Annotated in this window: 17 protein-coding genes and 1 tRNA gene; 6 read left to right on the top strand and 12 right to left on the bottom strand. The window is 63.6% G+C overall.

The window, feature by feature from the left end; all coding sequences use genetic code 11:
* Positions 1-9 precede the first annotated feature (9 nt).
* Entirely contained in the window at positions 10-1,140 is a 1,131-nt protein-coding gene (locus tag NO357_RS07850) for a leishmanolysin-related zinc metalloendopeptidase (RefSeq protein ID WP_306735083.1), read from the top strand.
* Positions 1,141-1,153: 13 nt separating this feature from the next.
* Here the strand turns inward: NO357_RS07850 and NO357_RS07845 are convergent, their stop codons facing one another.
* The 3 genes from NO357_RS07845 to NO357_RS07835 all read right to left on the bottom strand — a co-directional run bounded on the left by NO357_RS07845 (position 1,154) and on the right by NO357_RS07835 (position 4,402).
* Entirely contained in the window at positions 1,154-2,743 is a 1,590-nt protein-coding gene (locus NO357_RS07845; protein WP_306735082.1) for a GMC family oxidoreductase, read from the bottom strand.
* A 77-nt stretch (positions 2,744-2,820) separates the two neighbouring features.
* On the bottom strand, positions 2,821-3,831 hold the full coding sequence (locus NO357_RS07840) for a Hint domain-containing protein (RefSeq protein WP_306735081.1): 1,011 nt from the start codon (positions 3,829-3,831) through the stop codon (positions 2,821-2,823).
* Positions 3,832-3,943: 112 nt separating this feature from the next.
* Positions 3,944-4,402 carry an Lrp/AsnC family transcriptional regulator gene (locus NO357_RS07835; protein ID WP_306735080.1) on the bottom strand — a complete coding sequence of 153 codons (459 nt, stop codon included), beginning with the start codon at positions 4,400-4,402 and terminating at the stop codon, positions 3,944-3,946.
* A gap of 143 nt (positions 4,403-4,545) precedes the next feature.
* On the opposite strand from NO357_RS07835, the gene ald reads away from it, so the two are divergent.
* From ald to trhA, 3 genes are all read left to right on the top strand, one after another.
* A complete protein-coding gene (gene ald / locus NO357_RS07830; protein ID WP_306735079.1) occupies positions 4,546-5,661 on the top strand; it encodes an alanine dehydrogenase in 1,116 nt (371 codons plus the stop codon).
* Positions 5,662-5,857: 196 nt separating this feature from the next.
* Positions 5,858-6,724: a hypothetical protein gene (locus tag NO357_RS07825; protein WP_306735078.1), complete on the top strand. Its 867-nt coding sequence runs from the start codon at positions 5,858-5,860 to the stop codon at positions 6,722-6,724.
* 121 nt (positions 6,725-6,845) lie between these two features.
* A complete protein-coding gene (trhA, locus tag NO357_RS07820; protein WP_306735077.1) occupies positions 6,846-7,505 on the top strand; it encodes a PAQR family membrane homeostasis protein TrhA in 660 nt (219 codons plus the stop codon).
* Between the two features lie 143 nt (positions 7,506-7,648).
* Here the strand turns inward: trhA and NO357_RS07815 are convergent, their stop codons facing one another.
* The 4 genes from NO357_RS07815 to mscL all read right to left on the bottom strand — a co-directional run bounded on the left by NO357_RS07815 (position 7,649) and on the right by mscL (position 10,964).
* On the bottom strand, positions 7,649-9,604 hold the full coding sequence (locus tag NO357_RS07815; protein WP_306735076.1) for an acetoacetate--CoA ligase: 1,956 nt from the start codon (positions 9,602-9,604) through the stop codon (positions 7,649-7,651).
* Between the two features lie 112 nt (positions 9,605-9,716).
* Positions 9,717-9,793, bottom strand: a tRNA-Met gene (locus NO357_RS07810).
* A 125-nt stretch (positions 9,794-9,918) separates the two neighbouring features.
* Positions 9,919-10,386, bottom strand: coding sequence for an SH3 domain-containing protein (locus NO357_RS07805; protein WP_306735075.1), 468 nt, complete (start codon positions 10,384-10,386; stop codon positions 9,919-9,921).
* Between the two features lie 143 nt (positions 10,387-10,529).
* Positions 10,530-10,964, bottom strand: coding sequence for a large conductance mechanosensitive channel protein MscL (gene mscL, locus NO357_RS07800; protein ID WP_306735074.1), 435 nt, complete (start codon positions 10,962-10,964; stop codon positions 10,530-10,532).
* A 146-nt stretch (positions 10,965-11,110) separates the two neighbouring features.
* Between mscL and NO357_RS07795 the strand changes: the two genes are divergently transcribed.
* Entirely contained in the window at positions 11,111-11,809 is a 699-nt protein-coding gene (locus tag NO357_RS07795) for a glutathione S-transferase family protein (RefSeq protein WP_306735073.1), read from the top strand.
* Between the two features lie 69 nt (positions 11,810-11,878).
* On the opposite strand, the gene NO357_RS07790 is transcribed toward NO357_RS07795, so the two are convergent.
* The 3 genes from NO357_RS07790 to NO357_RS07780 all read right to left on the bottom strand — a co-directional run bounded on the left by NO357_RS07790 (position 11,879) and on the right by NO357_RS07780 (position 14,860).
* Positions 11,879-13,576 (bottom strand): BCCT family transporter, encoded by a 1,698-nt coding sequence (locus NO357_RS07790; protein ID WP_306735072.1) that lies wholly within the window; start codon positions 13,574-13,576, stop codon positions 11,879-11,881.
* A gap of 43 nt (positions 13,577-13,619) precedes the next feature.
* Complete coding sequence (locus NO357_RS07785) at positions 13,620-14,036, bottom strand: universal stress protein (protein WP_306735071.1); 417 nt, start codon at positions 14,034-14,036, stop codon at positions 13,620-13,622.
* A gap of 176 nt (positions 14,037-14,212) precedes the next feature.
* Positions 14,213-14,860, bottom strand: a complete 648-nt coding sequence (locus NO357_RS07780; protein ID WP_306735070.1) for a pyridoxamine 5'-phosphate oxidase family protein — start codon at positions 14,858-14,860, stop codon at positions 14,213-14,215.
* 61 nt (positions 14,861-14,921) lie between these two features.
* On the opposite strand from NO357_RS07780, the gene pdxR reads away from it, so the two are divergent.
* The gene (pdxR, locus tag NO357_RS07775; protein WP_306735069.1) at positions 14,922-16,388 is read left to right on the top strand and encodes a MocR-like pyridoxine biosynthesis transcription factor PdxR; all 1,467 of its coding nucleotides are present in this window, start codon (positions 14,922-14,924) and stop codon (positions 16,386-16,388) included.
* A gap of 126 nt (positions 16,389-16,514) precedes the next feature.
* On the opposite strand, the gene NO357_RS07770 is transcribed toward pdxR, so the two are convergent.
* Together NO357_RS07770 and NO357_RS07765 are read right to left on the bottom strand one after the other, a co-directional pair.
* Positions 16,515-16,964, bottom strand: a complete 450-nt coding sequence (locus NO357_RS07770; RefSeq protein ID WP_306735068.1) for a YtoQ family protein — start codon at positions 16,962-16,964, stop codon at positions 16,515-16,517.
* Between the two features lie 3 nt (positions 16,965-16,967).
* A complete protein-coding gene (locus NO357_RS07765; protein ID WP_306735067.1) occupies positions 16,968-17,609 on the bottom strand; it encodes a phosphoribosyltransferase in 642 nt (213 codons plus the stop codon).
* Between the last annotated feature and the right edge of the window lie 33 nt (positions 17,610-17,642).

Here is a 17,642-nt window from a genome sequence, read left to right as displayed (position 1 = left end):
AGTGAGTTCATGTTGAAACACGCCTCAGCCAGTCGACTCGTCGGCACCGAAATCCTCGACCCGGTGGCCGATGTGTTCCAGTTCGGTCGCGCATCATTTCCTGCCGCGCATCGTCTTGCGGCACAAACTGATGCCGCCGCTGCTCCTGCGCCTGGGGAAGACGACAAAACCGGTACCGCCCTCGGCGCGGATGACATCGCTGACAGCACGACGCATCGCGACGGCGACGGCACACCGAGCCCGGATGAAGGCCCCGCCCCCGTGAGCGCCGGCGACGGCAACCGGGACGAAAACGACAACCCCAGGGTGACCGAGAACGGCGGTGAAACTGCCATATACGAAGATGGCAGCAATCGCGACGAAAACGGTGCGATCGTTAACATCGGCCCGCTGATCAGCTATACCAGCGGCGGAGACGCGGCCACGTCCTATAACATCACCATCGAGTTCGAAGGCACCTGGACCGAGGATTTGCAGCAAGCCTTCATCGCGGCGGCGGATTACCTCAGCCAGATCATTCTCGCTGACCTGCCGGATGTGCTTTATTTTGGCACCACCTATGACGACATCACGATCTCGGCCGAGTTGGTCCCGATCGACGGCAGTGGCGGCATCCTGGGACAGGCCGGGCCGACGTTGATCCGCAACGGCACCTACCTGCCGTACGAAGGCATGATGCAGTTCGATATGGCCGATGCCGAGACCTACTATAACAACGGTCTTTGGGACGCCATCGTCCTGCACGAAATGTTGCACACGCTCGGCTTCGGCACGATGTGGGCCTATATGGGACTGACAACCGGCTCGGTCTCCGGCGGTGACATCCGGTTCACCGGCGAAAACGCCACCGCGGTCTATCAGTACGAGTTTACCGAAATCGCGGCGAACGATCCCGACTCAGACATCGGCATCCCGATCGAAACCGATGGCGGGGCCGGAACGGCCGGCGGCCATTGGGACGAGACACTGTTCAACCAGGAGATCATGACCGGCTATATCGATTCCAACAATTTCCTGTCGGAAATGACGGTCGCGGCACTCGAGGACATGGGGTACGACACCGTGTTCGACAGCCCGTTGGACGCGAACGACCTTTACGGTCCGATGCCGGTCGATCTGTTGGGCGACCTGGTCGCCTGATTTTCCTTTACGTTTAGACCTTAACGTCGGCCAACATCATTTCGGCCGCTTTTTCGGCGATCATGATGGTGGGCGAATTGGTGTTGCCGCTGGTGATCTTCGGCATCACGCTGGCATCAACCACCCTGAGGCCGGGCAGACCACGGAAACGCAGCCGTTCGTCGAGCGGCGCGGCCTCATCCATCCCCATGCGTATGGTGCAGGTCGGATGGAAGATCGTGGTCCCGACATCGCCTGCTGCCTTCGCCACCTCTTCGTCGCTCTGATACTCCGGCCCGGGTTTGATTTCCTGCGGCGTATATTTCGACATGGCGGCCTGTGCCATGATTTCCCTACTCTGCCGTATGGAGGCAAGGGCCACCGCGCGATCGCCTTCGGTACTCAGATAATTCGGCGCTATTTTCGGCGCGGCTTTCGGCTCGGGCGAGGTGATCTCGACCGTGCCGCGGCTTTCGGGCCGCAGGTTGCAGACACTGGCGGTCAGTCCCGGGAAATCATGCAGCGGCTGACCGAAGGCCTCGAGCGTGAGCGGCTGCACGTGGTATTCCAGATCTGCCGTTTCCACCCGGTCTGAGCTGCGCGAGAACGCACCCAACTGGCTGGGCGACATCGCCATCGGGCCGGTGCGGCGCAGCGCGTATTCGAGCCCGATCTTGGCCTTGCCCCAGAGTGAATTCGCCAACGTGTTGAGCGTTTTCGCCCCCTCAAGCCGCCAGGCGCAGCGCAGTTGCAGATGGTCCTGCAGGTTGGCACCGACCTCCGGCTGGTCCCGCACCACGTCGATACCGTGACGCTGCAGCAGCGCCCCCGGCCCCACGCCCGACAGCTGCAGAATTTGCGGCGAGCCGACGGCGCCGGCGCTGAGCACCACCTCGCCACCGCAACGCGCCGTCTTCACCTGACCATTTTGTTCGTATTCCACACCCACCACACGGCCGGCCTCGATCAGCAACTGCCGGGTATGGGCGTGGGTCTCGACCTTCAACCGTGGCCCGGTGGCAGTGCGCAGGAAGGCTTTGGCAGTGTTGATCCGCCAACCCTTGCGCTGGTTGACGCGAAAATAGCCCACGCCCTCGTTGTCACCGGTGTTGAAATCGCGGGTCTCTGGCAGCCCCCATTGTTTTGCCGCGTTCATCCAGTCATCCAGCACCTGCCAATGCAGACGCTGGTTCTCGACCCGCCATTCGCCGCCTTCGCCGTGCAGCTCAGACGCGCCGTCGACGTAATCCTCGGATTTCCGGAACAGCGGCAGCACGTCCTCCCAACCCCAGCCGATGAGCCCCATCTGTCGCCAGCCGTCATAGTCGGCCGCTTGGCCGCGCAGGTAGAGCATGCCGTTGATGGACGAACAGCCACCCAGCAGCTTACCACGCGGATAGAGCAACGACCGGCCATTGAGCCCCGGTTCCTCGGCGGTGCGGAACATCCAGTCGGTGCGCGGGTTGCCGATACAATAGAGATAGCCCACCGGGATATGCACCCAGTGATAATTGTCGCGCCCGCCAGCCTCTAGAACCAGCACCTTGCGGCCGGAGTCGGCCAGCCGTTTCGCCATCACGCAGCCGGCGCTGCCGGCGCCGACGATGATGTGATCCCAATCCATTGCTGTCCTCCGGCGCTGGCCCCTTCCGAAATGAGCTTAGGGCGAAACTCGGCCGCACCGGAAGGCCGAACGTGTCGTCAGAGCGCAGCCGCAGCGCTGCGGACGCCGCGCCGGTGCACCGGTGGCAACGGGAAGGGACCGGTGCCCAGAAGCACCATCGCCTCGGTAAATGTCAGCAGAGGCCGTGCCGCCGTGTAGGGCCGCTGCGCCAGGGCAGGCGGCAGATCGATGCGCCTCTGCACGACTTCGCCCGGCAGCAGGCTTTCGCACAACGCCCCTTCGGCAAAGACCAGGTGATGCGCTGGCAGCAACATGTGGACATACTCGATCCGCGCGCAGGGATCGATGCGGATATCGACACCGTTGACCATTGCCTTGGCCGGGACCAGCACCTCGGAACTGCCGAACATCAGTTCGGCCAGCGGCGACCGCACCAGCACGCGATGTTGCTGCGACAGGCGCAGCGGCGCAAAATTACCGATCGTGCCGGGACTGAACAGGACCGGCGCATCCGCTCCTTGCCCCGCCACCTGGCGACGGCGCATCCACAGTACCGGTTGCGACCCGGCATCGAGCGTCTCCAGCCTGTCACCTTCCCACAGATCGGCGGCGCAAATGCCACCCAGCGCGGTGGCAATCCGCGTGTCCCCGGCGAAGCAGACAAACGAGTGGGAATAGGCGGCATTCTGGTCGGTGGTATAGAACTGCGGCGGTTGGCCGGCGACGAAATTATCGAAATACCAGGATTCAAGGTCGAAATCCGAGGTCCAGACCACCTGGGTCAGGTCACCATTTTCGTCGCGCCCCTCGAACACGATTACCCCGCCGGTTCCATCCGGCGTGGCATCCGAGCGGATCACCACCGCGTCGGTGAGAACATGCGCCCCGCCGGGCCCGCCAAAACTGATGTCAAAAATATCGCCGACCTCGAACAGTCGCGGATCGGTGTCACCCTCCTTGACGGTGATCACCAGATTGGTCGACGAGGTCGGCGGATAGTCGAAACCAGATTGTCCCGGCGACGAGTTGACGTTCGCGCCGGTTGCAACCGCGAATTCATTATCCAGCGCAAAGATGCTGAAAGCCATGGCACAATTCCAAAGGGTGCGCCATTTTTGTCCGTCTCGGATAAGCCGCCGTTAACGGCAGCCCGGGATTTGTTTAGGGATTTATGCGAAAATGCTAAAAATTCACGCGGAATCAGACTGGCAACGCCGTGGTCTTGAACACGGTGCGCAGCGCGAAACTCGACTGCATCTGCGCCACCCCGGGCAGCCGGGCCAGGTGCTGGCGGTGGATACGGGCGAAATCTTCGGTGTTCTCGGCCACGACCTTGAGGATGTAATCCGCCGTCCCCGCCATCAGGTGGCATTCCAGCACGTCCGGAATGCGGCTCACGGCCTTCTCGAAGGCATCCAGCACCTCATCGGCCTGGCCCTGCAACGTGATCTCGACGAAAACGGTGGTTGGCACGCCCAACTTGCGGGCGTCGAGAAGCGCCACGTAGTCACGAATGAAGCCTTCCTTCTCCAGCCGCTGCACCCGCCGGTGACAGGCGCTGGGGCTGAGATTGATTGCCTCGCTCAGTTCGGCATTCGACATCCGGCCCTTGCGCTGAAGCGCATTCAGGATACGGCGATCAATTGAGTCGAGCTCCATTTACGCACGCTCCTCCCGCTTTTGTCCGAACTTATCGAAGAATCTTCGAAACTGTCCAGCGCGGCAGGTTCGAATTTCAATCCAATTGCGGCTCGACCGCGACATTCTGTCAGACAAGGGAGTTCCAACCAGGAGAGAACACCATGAAAATCGGTTGCCCGAAAGAGATCAAGCCGCAGGAGTTCCGTGTCGGCCTCACGCCCAATGCCGCCCGCGAAGCGGTGAGCCACGGCCACGAGGTGATCGTAGAGACCGGCGCCGGGGCCGGTTCGGGCTTCACCGATGCCGATTACGTCGCCGCTGGCGCCCATATCCTCGACACTGCCGACGAGATCTTCGCGATCTGCGACATGATCGTGAAGGTTAAGGAGCCGCAGGCGGTCGAGCGCAAGATGCTGCGCGAAGGCCAGCTTCTGTTCACCTACCTCCACCTCGCCCCCGACCCCGAGCAGACCAAGGATCTGCTTGCCTCGGGCTGCACCGCCATCGCCTATGAAACCGTGACCGATGACCGTGGCGGATTGCCGCTGCTGGCGCCGATGTCCGAGGTGGCAGGCAAACTGGCGCCGCAGGTCGGAGCGTGGACGCTGCAAAAAGCCAATGGCGGGCGCGGCGTTCTGCTGGGCGGCGTGCCCGGTGTCGGCCCGGCCAAGGTGGTGATCATCGGTGGCGGCGTGGTCGGCACCCATGCAGCGCGGATCGCCAGTGGGATGGGCGCAGACGTGACCGTACTCGACATGAACCTCGGACGGCTGCGCTATCTCGACGATGCCTTCCGCGGCGAGTTCAACACGTCCTATGCCAGCAAGGGCAACACCGCCGAACTGGTCCAGACCGCCGACATGGTCGTCGGTGCGGTGCTGATCCCGGGCGCCGCCGCGCCCAAGCTGGTCAGCCGCGAACAGCTTTCGACCATGAAACCCGGCGCGGCCCTGGTAGATGTGGCCATCGACCAGGGCGGCTGTTTCGAAACCTCCAAGCCCACCACCCATGCCGATCCGATCTACGAGGTCGACGGTATCATGCACTACTGCGTCGCCAACATGCCCGGCGCGGTGGCGCGAACCTCGACCATCGCGCTTGGCAACGCCACCATGCCCTTCATGCTGGCGCTGGCCGACAAGGGTTGGAAACAGGCCTGTGCCGACGACCCCAACCTTCTCAACGGCCTCAACGTCCATGCCGGGCAGCTGACCTATTATGCGGTCGGCAAGGCGTTGGGCATCGACGTGGTCTCGCCGCAACTGGTGGTCAAGTAATCTCTCCTCCGGGCGGCCGTACGAAGGCCTTCCGGTTTGCGCGGCGTTCCGCCTCCCAAGGACGCCGCGCCTTTTTTTGATCGGCGCGGAAACGACCCGCGGTGGTGACTGCAGTTGATGTCGCTCAAGGCGGGCGTTCAGCCACGGTGCCAGCAAGTTTTTCACGTCCAGATCAAAGGTCGGAAGGAGTATGGCGTTGCGATTTCCAAAAATCGTGGCCGCGGCCCTCACCCTCGTTTTGAAAGTGTTGCCCGCTGCCGCCGAATGTACGCTCAGTGCGGAAGAGGTTAAATCATCCTACGAAACCTCCAGGCTGATCGAGCAGTTTCGCTATATCCACAACGATACGAACGCGCCCGAGGCCGATGGTTTCATTCTGTCCCGGCAGGCACCCTATCTCGACGATGCTGCAGGCAACCGCGAGATGTTCGATTGCCTGTTCGACGCTGTGGAGCGCGGCCTTGGCGGCTGGGAGGCCGGTTTCCAGGCCGGTTCTCCTCACGTGGTCAGGCAGGAAAACACGATCGAACGCTTCCGCGCCGCCGCCCTTGGGCTACTCGACGACGACGCGTTGCGGGCCCTGGGCATCGACCCGACCAGGGAAATTCCTTCGATCTTTAGCAGCGCAAAAACCGCCAAGGGAAGTTTCGACCCGGCGGTGGTCTGTCTTGGCAACGGTCTGAAGCCGGGTTGCGCCGTGCCAGTCAACGAACTCAGCCTGACGCATGACCCGAAAACCGACACCCTCGACGGCCGGGCAAGCGTGCAGGTGAACCGGCCGAATGAGTTCGGCTGCGGCGACTGGGCCAGCATTTCCAACATCGTTCTGTCCGCCAATTTCGACGCACGCGCCGAAACGACGGTTGCTGGCGTGCTCACGATCAGGACCCGCGTCACCGGCTTTACCGGCAAGAAATGCACCGCCTTTGACCGCACCGTGCCGATCGACGGCACGTGGACGGCCGCGGTGACCGACGACGGCATCACTGGCCAGATCGTGACCCCGGGTGCAAAAGGCCCGGCCGAGGTTCCGTTCCGGTTGACCTGGCAAAACAAGCCCTGACGTCGGTTGCCGGTTGCAGCCCGGATTTTCCCGGCGTTTCCCTAACGTTAACCAGCGCTTTCCCGCCATCCCTTCGGTTTAAGAGCTAGGCAGCCGGGGGATCACGCGCTACGCTCTTGCCATGACGCAGAACGAACCCGCCTATCCCAGCTATGCCCGGTCGGAACGGGTGGCCGATGCCACCCTGCACGTGCTTGGCATCGCCGGGGCGCTGACCGGCACGATCTGGATGATCCTCTGGGCCTGGGACCGGGTCCATGGTGGCCAGACGCTGGCCCTGACACTCTATGGGCTGACCTTGACCGCAGGGTTCCTGGCTTCGGGGATCTATCATTTCACACCGTGGGAGCGCCTGCGGCCGACCTTCCGGCGGCTCGACCATGCCGCGATCTATCTCAAGATCGCCGGCACCTACACGCCGCTGGTGGTAATGGTGGGCAGCCTGTCGTCCTATCTTGTGCTGGTCACGGTCTGGGTCCTGGCAGGAGTCGGTATGGTCACCAAGCTGTTTTTCTGGAAGAACCCGAACAGCAACGGCATCGCACTCTACCTGATCATGGGCTGGCTGTCGGTGCTGCTGGCCGGATCGCTGTTTGCCATCCTGCCAGTGGGCGCGCTGGTGCTGATCGCGGCAGGCGGCGTGCTCTATACGGTAGGCGTCGCCTTCCACGTCTGGGAAAACCTGAAGTTCTCCAACGCCATCTGGCACGGCCTGGTGCTGACCGCCTCGGTCTGCTTTTTCATCGCCATCGCCATGGGCGTCGAGGCCAGCGCCGGCTGAACGACTGTTCGGCCGCGGCGAAGGGGGTGGACATTGGCTCGTCGCAGGCCATCACCCGATTGACCCCAAGCCGCGCAGGGCCATGCGAGCCGCGTCGATACCGGTCCGTGATCAATCTCCAATCTCAACTGGGAGCGTGCGGGTCAGCCGCCACCCTGGCGCGCCGCCGCAAAAGCCACGAACCGGTCGAAACTTGCCGGGTTGGCCATCGAGTCGCGGTTCACCACCTTTTCCGGGTCACCGCCCAGCAGCAGTTTTTTCACCGGAACTTCCAGCTTCTTGCCCGACAGCGTCCGCGGTACCTCGTCGATCTGCACGATCTCGTCGGGCAGGAACCGCGCCGACACCTGCGCCCGGATCGCGCCGTTGATCCGCTCATTCAACCCTTCGTCCAGCGTCAGCCCTTCGCGCAAGACCACGAACAGCGGCATGTAGCTTTCCTTGCCAAGGAACTCGAGGTCGATCACCAGGCTGTCGAGTACCTCGTCCAGCCCTTCGACCGCGCGGTAGATCTCCGAACTGCCGAGCCGCAACCCGCGTCGGTTGATCGTCGCGTCCGAGCGGCCATAGACGATCGAGCCGCCGGTCTCGGTGAATTCGATCCAGTCGCCATGGCGCCAGACCCCCGGATAGGTGTCGAAATAGCTCTCGAAAAGGCGTGAACCATCCTCGTCGCCCCAGAATTCGAGCGGCATCGACGGCAGCGGCTCGGTACAGACCAGTTCGCCCACCTCTCCGATCAGCTCGCGGCCCTCGTCGTCAAAGGCGCGCACCGCATTGCCGAGAAACCGGCACTGCATCTCACCGGCCCGCACCGGCATCATCGGGTTGCCGCCGACGAAAGCCCCGGCCAGATCGGTTCCGCCAGAAATCGGCGCCAGCCAGACATCGCTTTTCACCTCGCGATAGATCCAGTCGTAGCCCTCCTGGCTGAGCGGCGAACCAGTCGACCCAAGCGACCGCAGCGCCGACAGGTCGAGCGCCGCGCCCGGCCGTGCCCCGGACTTCTCGCAACTCATGAAAAACGCCGCCCCGGCGCCGAAATAGGTGATCTTCTCCTGCGCCACGATGCGCCAGACGGCGAGCATGTCGGGATGGTTCGGGGCGCCGTCGAACATCGCCGCCACCGCCCCCTGCCCCAGCGCGGCAAACTGCGCGTTCCACATGATCCAGCCAGAAGAGGTCAGCCAGCAGAACCGGTCTTTGGGCCCGAGATCCTGGTGCAGGCTTTGCTTCGCCCCTTCCAGCAACACCCCGCCGTGGCCATGCACGATGGGCTTGGGGTTGCCGGTAGTGCCCGAGGAATAGACGATCCACAGCGGATGCGAGAAGGCGACTGGCGCGGTTTCCGGCACCCCTGGTTCGATCGAAAGCGCAGACCAGGCCGACCAGCCTGTCGGCACCTCGCCCAGAACCGGCACCATGACCTTGTGATCGATGCTGCGCAGCTCGGCCGCGATTTCGTCCAGCACCGTCCGTTTGTCGATCTGTCGGCCGCCGTGGACATAGCCGTCCTGCGCGATCAGCACCTTGGGCTCGATCTGGCGGAAGCGGTCGAGAATCGCGACATGGCCCATATCCGGGGCGCAGAGCGACCAGATCGCCCCCAGTCCGGCAACCGCCAGAAACGCCACCATCGCATCCGGGGTGTTGGGCAGGATTGCCACGACGCGATCCCCTTTTTGCACCCCCATCCGGCGCAGCCCGGCCTGCACCGCGCCGACCCGCGCCGCCAGTTCACTCCAGCTCAGTTCCTGCCGATCGAAGGTTTCCGATTGCAGGATCAGGGCCGTGTCATCGGGCCGGGTTTCGGCATGGCGCAACATCTGCGCCGCAAAATTCGTCGTGGCTCCGGGAAACCAGTCTGCCCCGGGCATCTTACGCTCGGGCAGCACCTCGCGCCAGCCTTGCACCGGCAGGTCGAAAAAGGCGATGATCGCGGTCCAGAACCCCTCGAGATCGCTGACCGACCAGTCCCAAAGTGCGTGGTAATCGGCGAAGCTGAGCCCGCGCTCGGTCTCCAGCCAGCGGATGAACCGCGCCAGCGACGAGGCCTGGGCGCGCGCGTTGCTTGGCGTCCATAGAATCGGGTTGCCCATGGATCTCTCCCCTTCGGTTCCGCGCACAGCGTTCCACGCAGACCCCGGCAAGACAAGGCTGCACGCAGCGGGACGTTCCGTCAATTTTCGGATCACTTTCAGGGGTTTCGTGTGGTAGCGTGGGGCGGACTTGAACCGCCGACCCCAGCATTATGAGTGCTGTGCTCTAACCAGCTGAGCTACCACGCCATTCACACGCAGGCCCATCTATCGTTGCGGCCCGGCCCTGTCAAACAGAAATCGACGCCTCCAGCTCTGCCAGTCAGCGCCGCGATCACGTGCCGCTTCGCCCGTCTTGGTTCGCGCCGAACCACCTAGTTGCGCAGGTACTTCTCCGAACACCAGCCCTCGGCGCCCGACTGGTGATAGACCCGTACCCAGGACCCTTTACGCTCGACGATCTCGACCGCATCGCCATTGTACATCCGCCGGATGATGGCAAAACCCGTGCCCGGTCCGGTGCGTAGGTTCAGATACCCGTCACCCGGCGAATAGACGAACTTGATCGGCACGCCGCCCTCGAACGGTGCCAGGTATTTGCCATAGGCCCAGCCTGTCGCGCCGCTCTCCTCGTGCAGAACCCGGCGCCAGTTACCCTTGGTCTCCAGCACCTCGACCAGAGAGCCGTGATTCATCGGCAGGATGATGGCGAAATCGCTGCCCGGCCCACTACGCAGGTTGAGAAACCCGTCACCGGGGCTATTCACCATCCGAACCTCGCCGGCCCACGCCATGGTGGCGGCAAGGATGGCGGCGCTTGCAAAAATCAGCAGTCGAAACATGCCACGTCCTCCTTTTTTGGCTCTTCTCAAGACTAGCACGACAAGGCCGAAGCAATCTCTGTGTTATGTCAAACCCCTCGGGCGCGCAGCAACGCAAAAGGCCCGCCGAACGGGCGGGCCTTGCTCTTCAACCTGTCGCAGTCTTACTTGCTGGCCAGCGCGTCTCGGATTTCGGTCAGCAGGTCGATCTCGCTCGGACCGGCCGGCGCCTCCTCGGCGGCAGCTTCCTCTTCCTTCGCTGCCGCGTCCTTGGCCTTGTTCACCGCCTTGACCAGCATGAACACCACCCAGGCGATGATCAGGAAGTTGATCACGGCCATGATGAACGAGCCATAGGCGAAGACCGACGCACCGGTCTCCCGCGCCGCCTCGAGGCTTGCGCCTTCCGGCACCTCGCCGGCCAGCACGGCGTAGTTGTTGGTGAAATCGACCCCGCCGGTAAAGAGACCGATGATCGGGTTGATCAGGTCCGCCACCAGCGAACTGACGATCGCGGTGAAGGCCGCGCCGATGATGATGCCGACAGCCATGTCCATGACATTGCCCTTGGCGATGAAATCCTTGAACTCTTTGATCATGTTCCCTCACTCCTTGTCTGTCGGGCCCGGCTTCGGTTGCAGGTGTCCCGCGCATTTCAACCTTAGCACAGGCTAACCCTTTTTCCGAACTGTTCATCCGGGAATTCGGCGCTATGTTTCCCCCTGAAACGCAACGAGGGAAGCCCATGTCATTCGTCACAGATCACCCCATCAATGCCCGTTGGCCAGCCGAGACCCCCGACCTCCTTCAGCTCTATTCCTTCCCGACGCCAAACGGGATCAAGGTGTCGGCGATGCTCGAGGAAACCGGCCTGCCCTACGAGTGGCACAAGGTGACGCTGTCGGACGAAGACGTGAAAAGCCCCGAGTTCCTGTCGCTCAATCCCAACGGCAAGATCCCCGCGATCATCGATCCCGACGGCCCTGGCGGACAGCCGCTGGCCCTGTTCGAATCCGGCGCGATCCTGCTCTACCTGGCGGAAAAGACCGGCCAGTTCCTCTCGCCCGACCCGATCAGGCGGTACCAGACAATCCAGTGGGTGATGTTCCAGATGGGCGGCATCGGGCCAATGTTTGGCCAGCTCGGCTGGTTCTTTGCCTTTGGCGGTGCCGATATCGAGGATGAGCGGCCGTTGGAACGCTACCAGAAGGAAACCATACGCCTGCTGGACGTGCTGGAACAGCGGCTCGACGGGCGCGACTGGCTGATGGACGTCTATTCCATCGCCGACATCGCCACCGCGCCGTGGATGCGGGCGCTGGCGCATTACGGCGTGCAGTCCGAGATCGGCTGGAAGGACCGCCCCAACGTGCTGGCCTGGTTCGAGCGATTCAACGCCCGTCCGGCGATCCAGCGCGCCATCAACATCCCCCCGCGAGAGTGATCCCCTGGAAGATTAACAAGAAAGAAGGGCCCCGTCCGTCGGGGCCCTTAGGTGTTTCTGCGGCTGGGTTCAGCGCTTTTCCGCCCTGAGCCCCTGCAAGATCGCGTAGCAGATCATCAACAGGATGATGGTGAACGGCAGACCCGTCGAGATCACCATAGCCTGCAAGGCGCCCAGCCCCCCGCCGATCAGAAGCGCGATCGCCACCAGCCCCTCGAAGGTGCACCAGAACACCCGCTGCGGCACCGGCGCATCGACCTTGCCGCCGGCGGTGATCGTGTCGATCACCAGGCTGCCGGAATCCGACGAGGTGACGAAGAACACGATTACCAGGATGATCCCGATGGTCGAGGTGATGCCAGCCAGCGGCAGGCTCTCCAACATCGCGAACAAAGACAGCGGCGGGTTGTAGCTGTCGATCACCTGCGCCTTAACCGCACTGCCTGCCGGATCCGAGATCACCTGGTCGATCGCAGCCCCGCCGAACACCGCCATCCACAACACGCAGACAAGGCTGGGGATCAGCAGCACACAGACCACGAACTCACGCACTGTGCGGCCACGGCTGACACGGGCAATGAACATGCCGACAAAGGGCGACCAGCTGATCCACCACGCCCAATAGAACGCGGTCCAGCCCTGCATGTAACCGGTATCGGTTCGGCCGTGCGGATTCGATAGCGGGATCACTTCCTGGAAATAGGCGCCGATACCCATAACGAAATCCGACAGGATCTGCCCGGCGCCGGCCGCAAACAGCACGAAGACCAGCAGAAGAAGCGCGATCACCATGTTGATCTCGGACAGGACCTTGACACCACCGTCGAGACCGCGCAGCACCGAAATTAGCGCAACACAGGTGATCGCGATGATCAGGATCACCTGCACCGTTACGCTGCTGGGGATGCCATAGACGTATTCCAGCCCGGCATTGGCCTGCTGCGCGCCGAAGCCCAGCGATGTGGCCAGCCCGAACAGCGTTGCGAACACCGCCAGCGTATCGATGATGTGGCCGACCCAGCCCCAGACCCGTTCACCGAAGATCGGGTAAAAGGCCGAACGGATGGTCAGCGGCAGACCCTTGTTATAGCTGAACAACGCCAGCGCCAGCGCCACCACCGCGTAGATCGCCCAGGGGTGCAGCGCCCAGTGATAGGACGTCGCGGCCAGCGCCATGCGCTTGGCTGCTTCGACATTCTCCGGGATCAGGGCGCCATCCTCGCCGAAAGGCCGGACCGCGCCCAAAGGCTGATCGCCCCATGGTGTGCCGAAATAGTAGACCGGTTCGAGCACGCCGAAGAACATCAGCCCGATGCCCATGCCGGCAGCAAAAAGCATCGCGAACCAGCCGGCATAGCTGTAATCCGGCGTCGCGTCCGATCCGCCCAGCCGGACCGATCCGAACGGCGTCACGATGAGAAGCAGGCAGAACAGCACGAAAATGTTGGCCGACCACAGGAAGAACCAGTCGAGCTTCGAGGTCAGCCAGGCCCGCATGCCCAGATCGCAGAACGAGCCCTTGAGGCATGTGTCGCTCACATCCGAGCCATTGAACAGCGCATTGGCACTGTCCTGCGCGAAGAGCGCATAGGCCACGAAGGCGACGATGGAAAGTCCCGAGATCAGGAAGACGGGGTTGTGAATGTCGAGCCCGAAGGGTCCGATCTTGGTTTCGATGTTGTCCTGACCGATCTGGTAGTCGGTCTCGATGATATCCGCCGCGCCCTCGGGCTCCGGGATACCCTGGTTTGTCGTTTCCTCGGCCATGCTGAGGCCTCCCTTTCTTGCGTTGTCCTGTCCGGCTAGCTGGTCAGCCCCGGACCACCAGCACCGATGCGCTGGCATGGGCCGCGATCTTGCCGCCGTTCGACGGCCAGACATAATCGGTCAGGGTCGGGATGTGGCTCGCCATCACCACCAGGTCCGCCCCCGTGTCATCCACCGCCCTGAGAAGAGCGTCATCGACATCGGTTGTCGGATCGTGGCCAATCGCCATATGCGCCGTTGCGTTCACCCCGATGGTCTCTCCCTGAGCCGCGGCGAAGGCCTCGAGCTTTCTTTCGAACTCGGCCGGATTGTGGGCCAAGGCGCTTGGCGTTGGCGCCGTTACTCCGACATAGACCAGTTCGGCACCGTAGTGCCGGGCCAGATCGCCCGCGCAGCTCAGCGCCCGCGTCAACCCGGCCTCGTGCGCCAGATCGACGGGCACCATGATCTTGCGAAACATTTTCCCTCCTTCCGGACGGGGCCGGAAACGGCTCCTCACCCCGCCGCGTTTCCTGTTGCAGGGGGGTCGGATTTTCGCCCCCTTGAGTTGAGAGGGTAACGACTTTGCCCCGGATTTGCACCCTGCCCCCGGCACTTGGAGGATCGAAAGCGGCACAGGCCCTAAGCGTAAGACCCCTATTTTCTTGGGAATTCAAAGCCGCGAATGTGTTCAGGCATACCGACCCCCGGCAGGTTGCGCGCATCCGGCACCGGCTCCAGCGCTCGGGTTTCAACCGGGATCACCCCGGCCCAGATCGGCAGGGCATAGTCCTCCTCGTCGTCTACCGGGGCACCGTCACGGACCTTTGCGCTGGCCTCGTCGATCCGCATTCCCAGCACCGTCGTCGCCTTCAGTTCCTGCGCATTGTTCGGCCGCAGCACCGCCGCGCGCCCCGGCCAGAGCCCGTCGATAAACGCCGACAGCCGCGCCTCCTTCTTGTCCTCGGGCACCTTGAAAGCCGGCCCGAACAGCATAGCCGAACGGTAGTTGACAGAGTGGTGAAACCCCGAGCGCGCCATGACGAAGCCGTCGAGGATACTGACCGTCAGGCAGACCTCTTGGCCCGCGCTTTGCTTCAGCATCCGGCTTGCGGACGACCCGTGCCAATAGACATGATCGCCCTCGCGCCAGTGCAGCGTCGGCGTGGCATAGGGTTTACCGTCGATGACATAGGCCACGATGCACATGCAGGTGGCGTCGAGCACCGCGTGAAGGCTGGCCGTGTCGTAGGCTCCGCGCTCGTGGGCGCGGCGCAAGCGGGTTCTGTCGGTGGGCGCGGTCATGGCGCATCCTTTCATCCGGGCTTGTCTAGCCTCAGATAGATCCGCTATTGGACTGTTTGAAATGTCCAATTTGGAAAAACATTCCCGGTCCAATTTTCAGACGGCGCTCTATGCCTTGTCACTCGACCGCACTGCCGCTGCGCCGCTGCATGTGCAACTGGCGGACGCCCTGCGACGGATGATCCTGACCGGAACCGCCCCGCCTGGCGCGCGGCTGCCGGCCTCGCGGGCGCTGGCGGGCGAGCTGTCGATCAGCCGGATGACCGCCACCACCGCGCTCGACCAGCTGACAGCCGAGGGATACCTCGAAACCCGACGCGGCGCCGGCACCTTCGTTGCCGCCGACCTGCCGCATATTGCACCCCCTGCGCCCACACCCGCCACTGGCCCCGAGCCCGCCATGCCGCGCGCGCCCCTGCCGTTTCACCCGGCCATGCCCGACCTCTCGGCCTTCCCGCATACGCTCTGGGCCCGGCACCTGGAACGCGCCTGGCGCAAACCCGACCCGGCGCTGCTGGCTCTGCCCGACCCGGCCGGGTACGCGCCCCTGCGTGCCGCCATTGCCGCACATCTCTCGGCCTGGCGCGGGCTCGAGGTGTCGGCCGGGCAAATCTTCATCACCTCGGGTGCGACCCAGGCCTTCGATCTCGCGGCGCAGGCGCTGCTTTCACCCGGTGACACCGTGCTGAGCGAAGACCCTGGGTTTGCGCCGATGCGGGCTGCGATGCATGCGGCCGGGCTTGTCGCGTGCCCGATCCCCGTGGATGCCGAGGGCTTCGATATCGACGCCGCCGCCCGCGCCCACCCGCAGGCCCATGCCGTTCTGGTCACACCGTCACGCCACTATCCCCTGGGCATCACCCTGCCGCTGCCGCGCCGCCTGGCCCTGCTCGACTGGGCGACGCGCTCGGGCGGCTATATTTTCGAAGACGACTACGACAGCGAATTTCGCTATATCGGTCAGCCTTTGCCGGCGCTCTCGGCGCTCGACGGGGCCGGCCGCACCCTCTATATCGGCTCGTTTTCCAAGCTGCTGAGCCCGGCGCTGCGACTGGGCTACCTGGTGGTTCCAACCCCGCTGCTGCCACGCTTCGCGGACCCACTGGCGACCCATCCGGGCGCCTCGCTGGTGCCTCAGCCGGCGTTGGCCAGCTTCATGGAAAGCGGCGAATTCGCCGCCCATCTGCGCAAGATGCGCCGCCTTTACGCGCGGCGGCAGAAGGCCATTCTAACCGCGTTGGAGACACATATGCCCAATCTCCTGGCCGTCACACCTGACCCCTCGGGCATGCATCTCGTTGCCCGCCCCGGACCCGGGTTGACCCGGTCGGACACCGAGATCTCGGCCCGTGCGGCCGCCGCCGGGCTCACGCTGCCTGCGCTGTCGCGATATTTCACGAAGAGTCCTCAGCAGGGCTTCGTGCTAGGTTATGCCGGGTTCGACGAGGCCACCCTCGACGCAGCGGTTCGGCACCTCGCGTCACTGCTGTTGGACCGGCGACACCCCACCGCCGCCCTCGAACCTTAACGGCTTTCCCTGGACCGATGCCGCACTGCGTCACCAGCGAAGCGGGGCCACGCGGCCCCAAAACACGAAGGCGCGCGCCCTCGCCCCGCTGCAGCCGACCGCGGGTCTGTGAGACCCCGAAACGGGTCAGCCCGGCAGTTTCCCGGTCAGCACATAGCGCAGGATCTCCACCACCTGAACCGGCTCGCGCGCCACCGCCAGCGCGGCGGCGTCAACTTCCTTCAGCGCGTGGTCATGCTCGGGAAGTTGCAGGATGATCAGCGACTTGCCCAGTGCCGCAGCATAGCCTGCGTCAAACGCAGCATTCCACTGGCGGTATTTCTCGCCAAATCGCACCACCACGACATCGGCCTCGGCGATCCCTTTGCGGGTCCGGATCGCGTTCACCATCGCACCCTTGTGGTCATGCCAGTACTTGTTCTCCTCGGTCCCGAGGATGGCCACGCCGCAATCGTCGCTCGCGTCATGATCCGTCACCGGTGCACTGAATTCGACATCCAGTGCTTTGGCCCCCTCGACGATCTGCTCACGCCAATCGGTATGGATTTCCCCGCTCAGATAGACCTTCAACGTCATGTTTCACTCCTTGTTCTGTGCGGCCATCATGGCGGCCACCTCGTCATCCGCTACCTGGCCGAACTTGCGGTAGTGCAGCCCCACCGCACGAAAATAGTCTGGCACCAGTGGGCAGACCACGTACTCCGCCAACGTCCGCATCTCCTCGAGCGTGTCGGCCGCGGCCACCGGCACCGCCAGCACGATCTCTTTCGGCCCGCGCTCACGCAGGCCCTTGAGCGCCGCTTTCATCGTCGCACCGGTGGCGATGCCGTCATCCACCACCACCGCGCTGCGGCCCGTCACATCGATCGGCGCGCGGCCTTTCAGCCACAGCCGCCGGCGGTCCGCATTCTTGGCCCGTTCCTCGATCACGATGTCCTGCAGGTCGGCCTCCGACAGACCGGACGCGCTCAACACGAACTCATTCCAGACGATATGCTCGGGCGGCCCGTCGACCAACGCGCCCGCTGCCAGTTCGGGCTGCATCGGCAAACCGATCTTGCGCACCAGCATCAGGTCCAGCGGTGCGCCCAACACCTTCGCCACCGGCAGGGCCACAGGCACCCCGCCGCGCGGCAGGGCAAACACGACTGGGTCTGTCAGATCCAGCGCGGCCACCGCCTCCGCCAGCACCTCTCCGGCCGCTTCGCGCGTTTCATACATGCGTTTTCCTCCCGGGCCGGGCCCGTCCGGCGA

Origin of the sequence: Marimonas arenosa (genome assembly GCF_030848945.1) — a bacterium.
GTDB lineage: Bacteria > Pseudomonadota > Alphaproteobacteria > Rhodobacterales > Rhodobacteraceae > Marimonas > Marimonas arenosa.
Note: the sequence above shows the minus strand (reverse complement) of the source record. Positions and strands in the feature narration are given on the sequence as shown.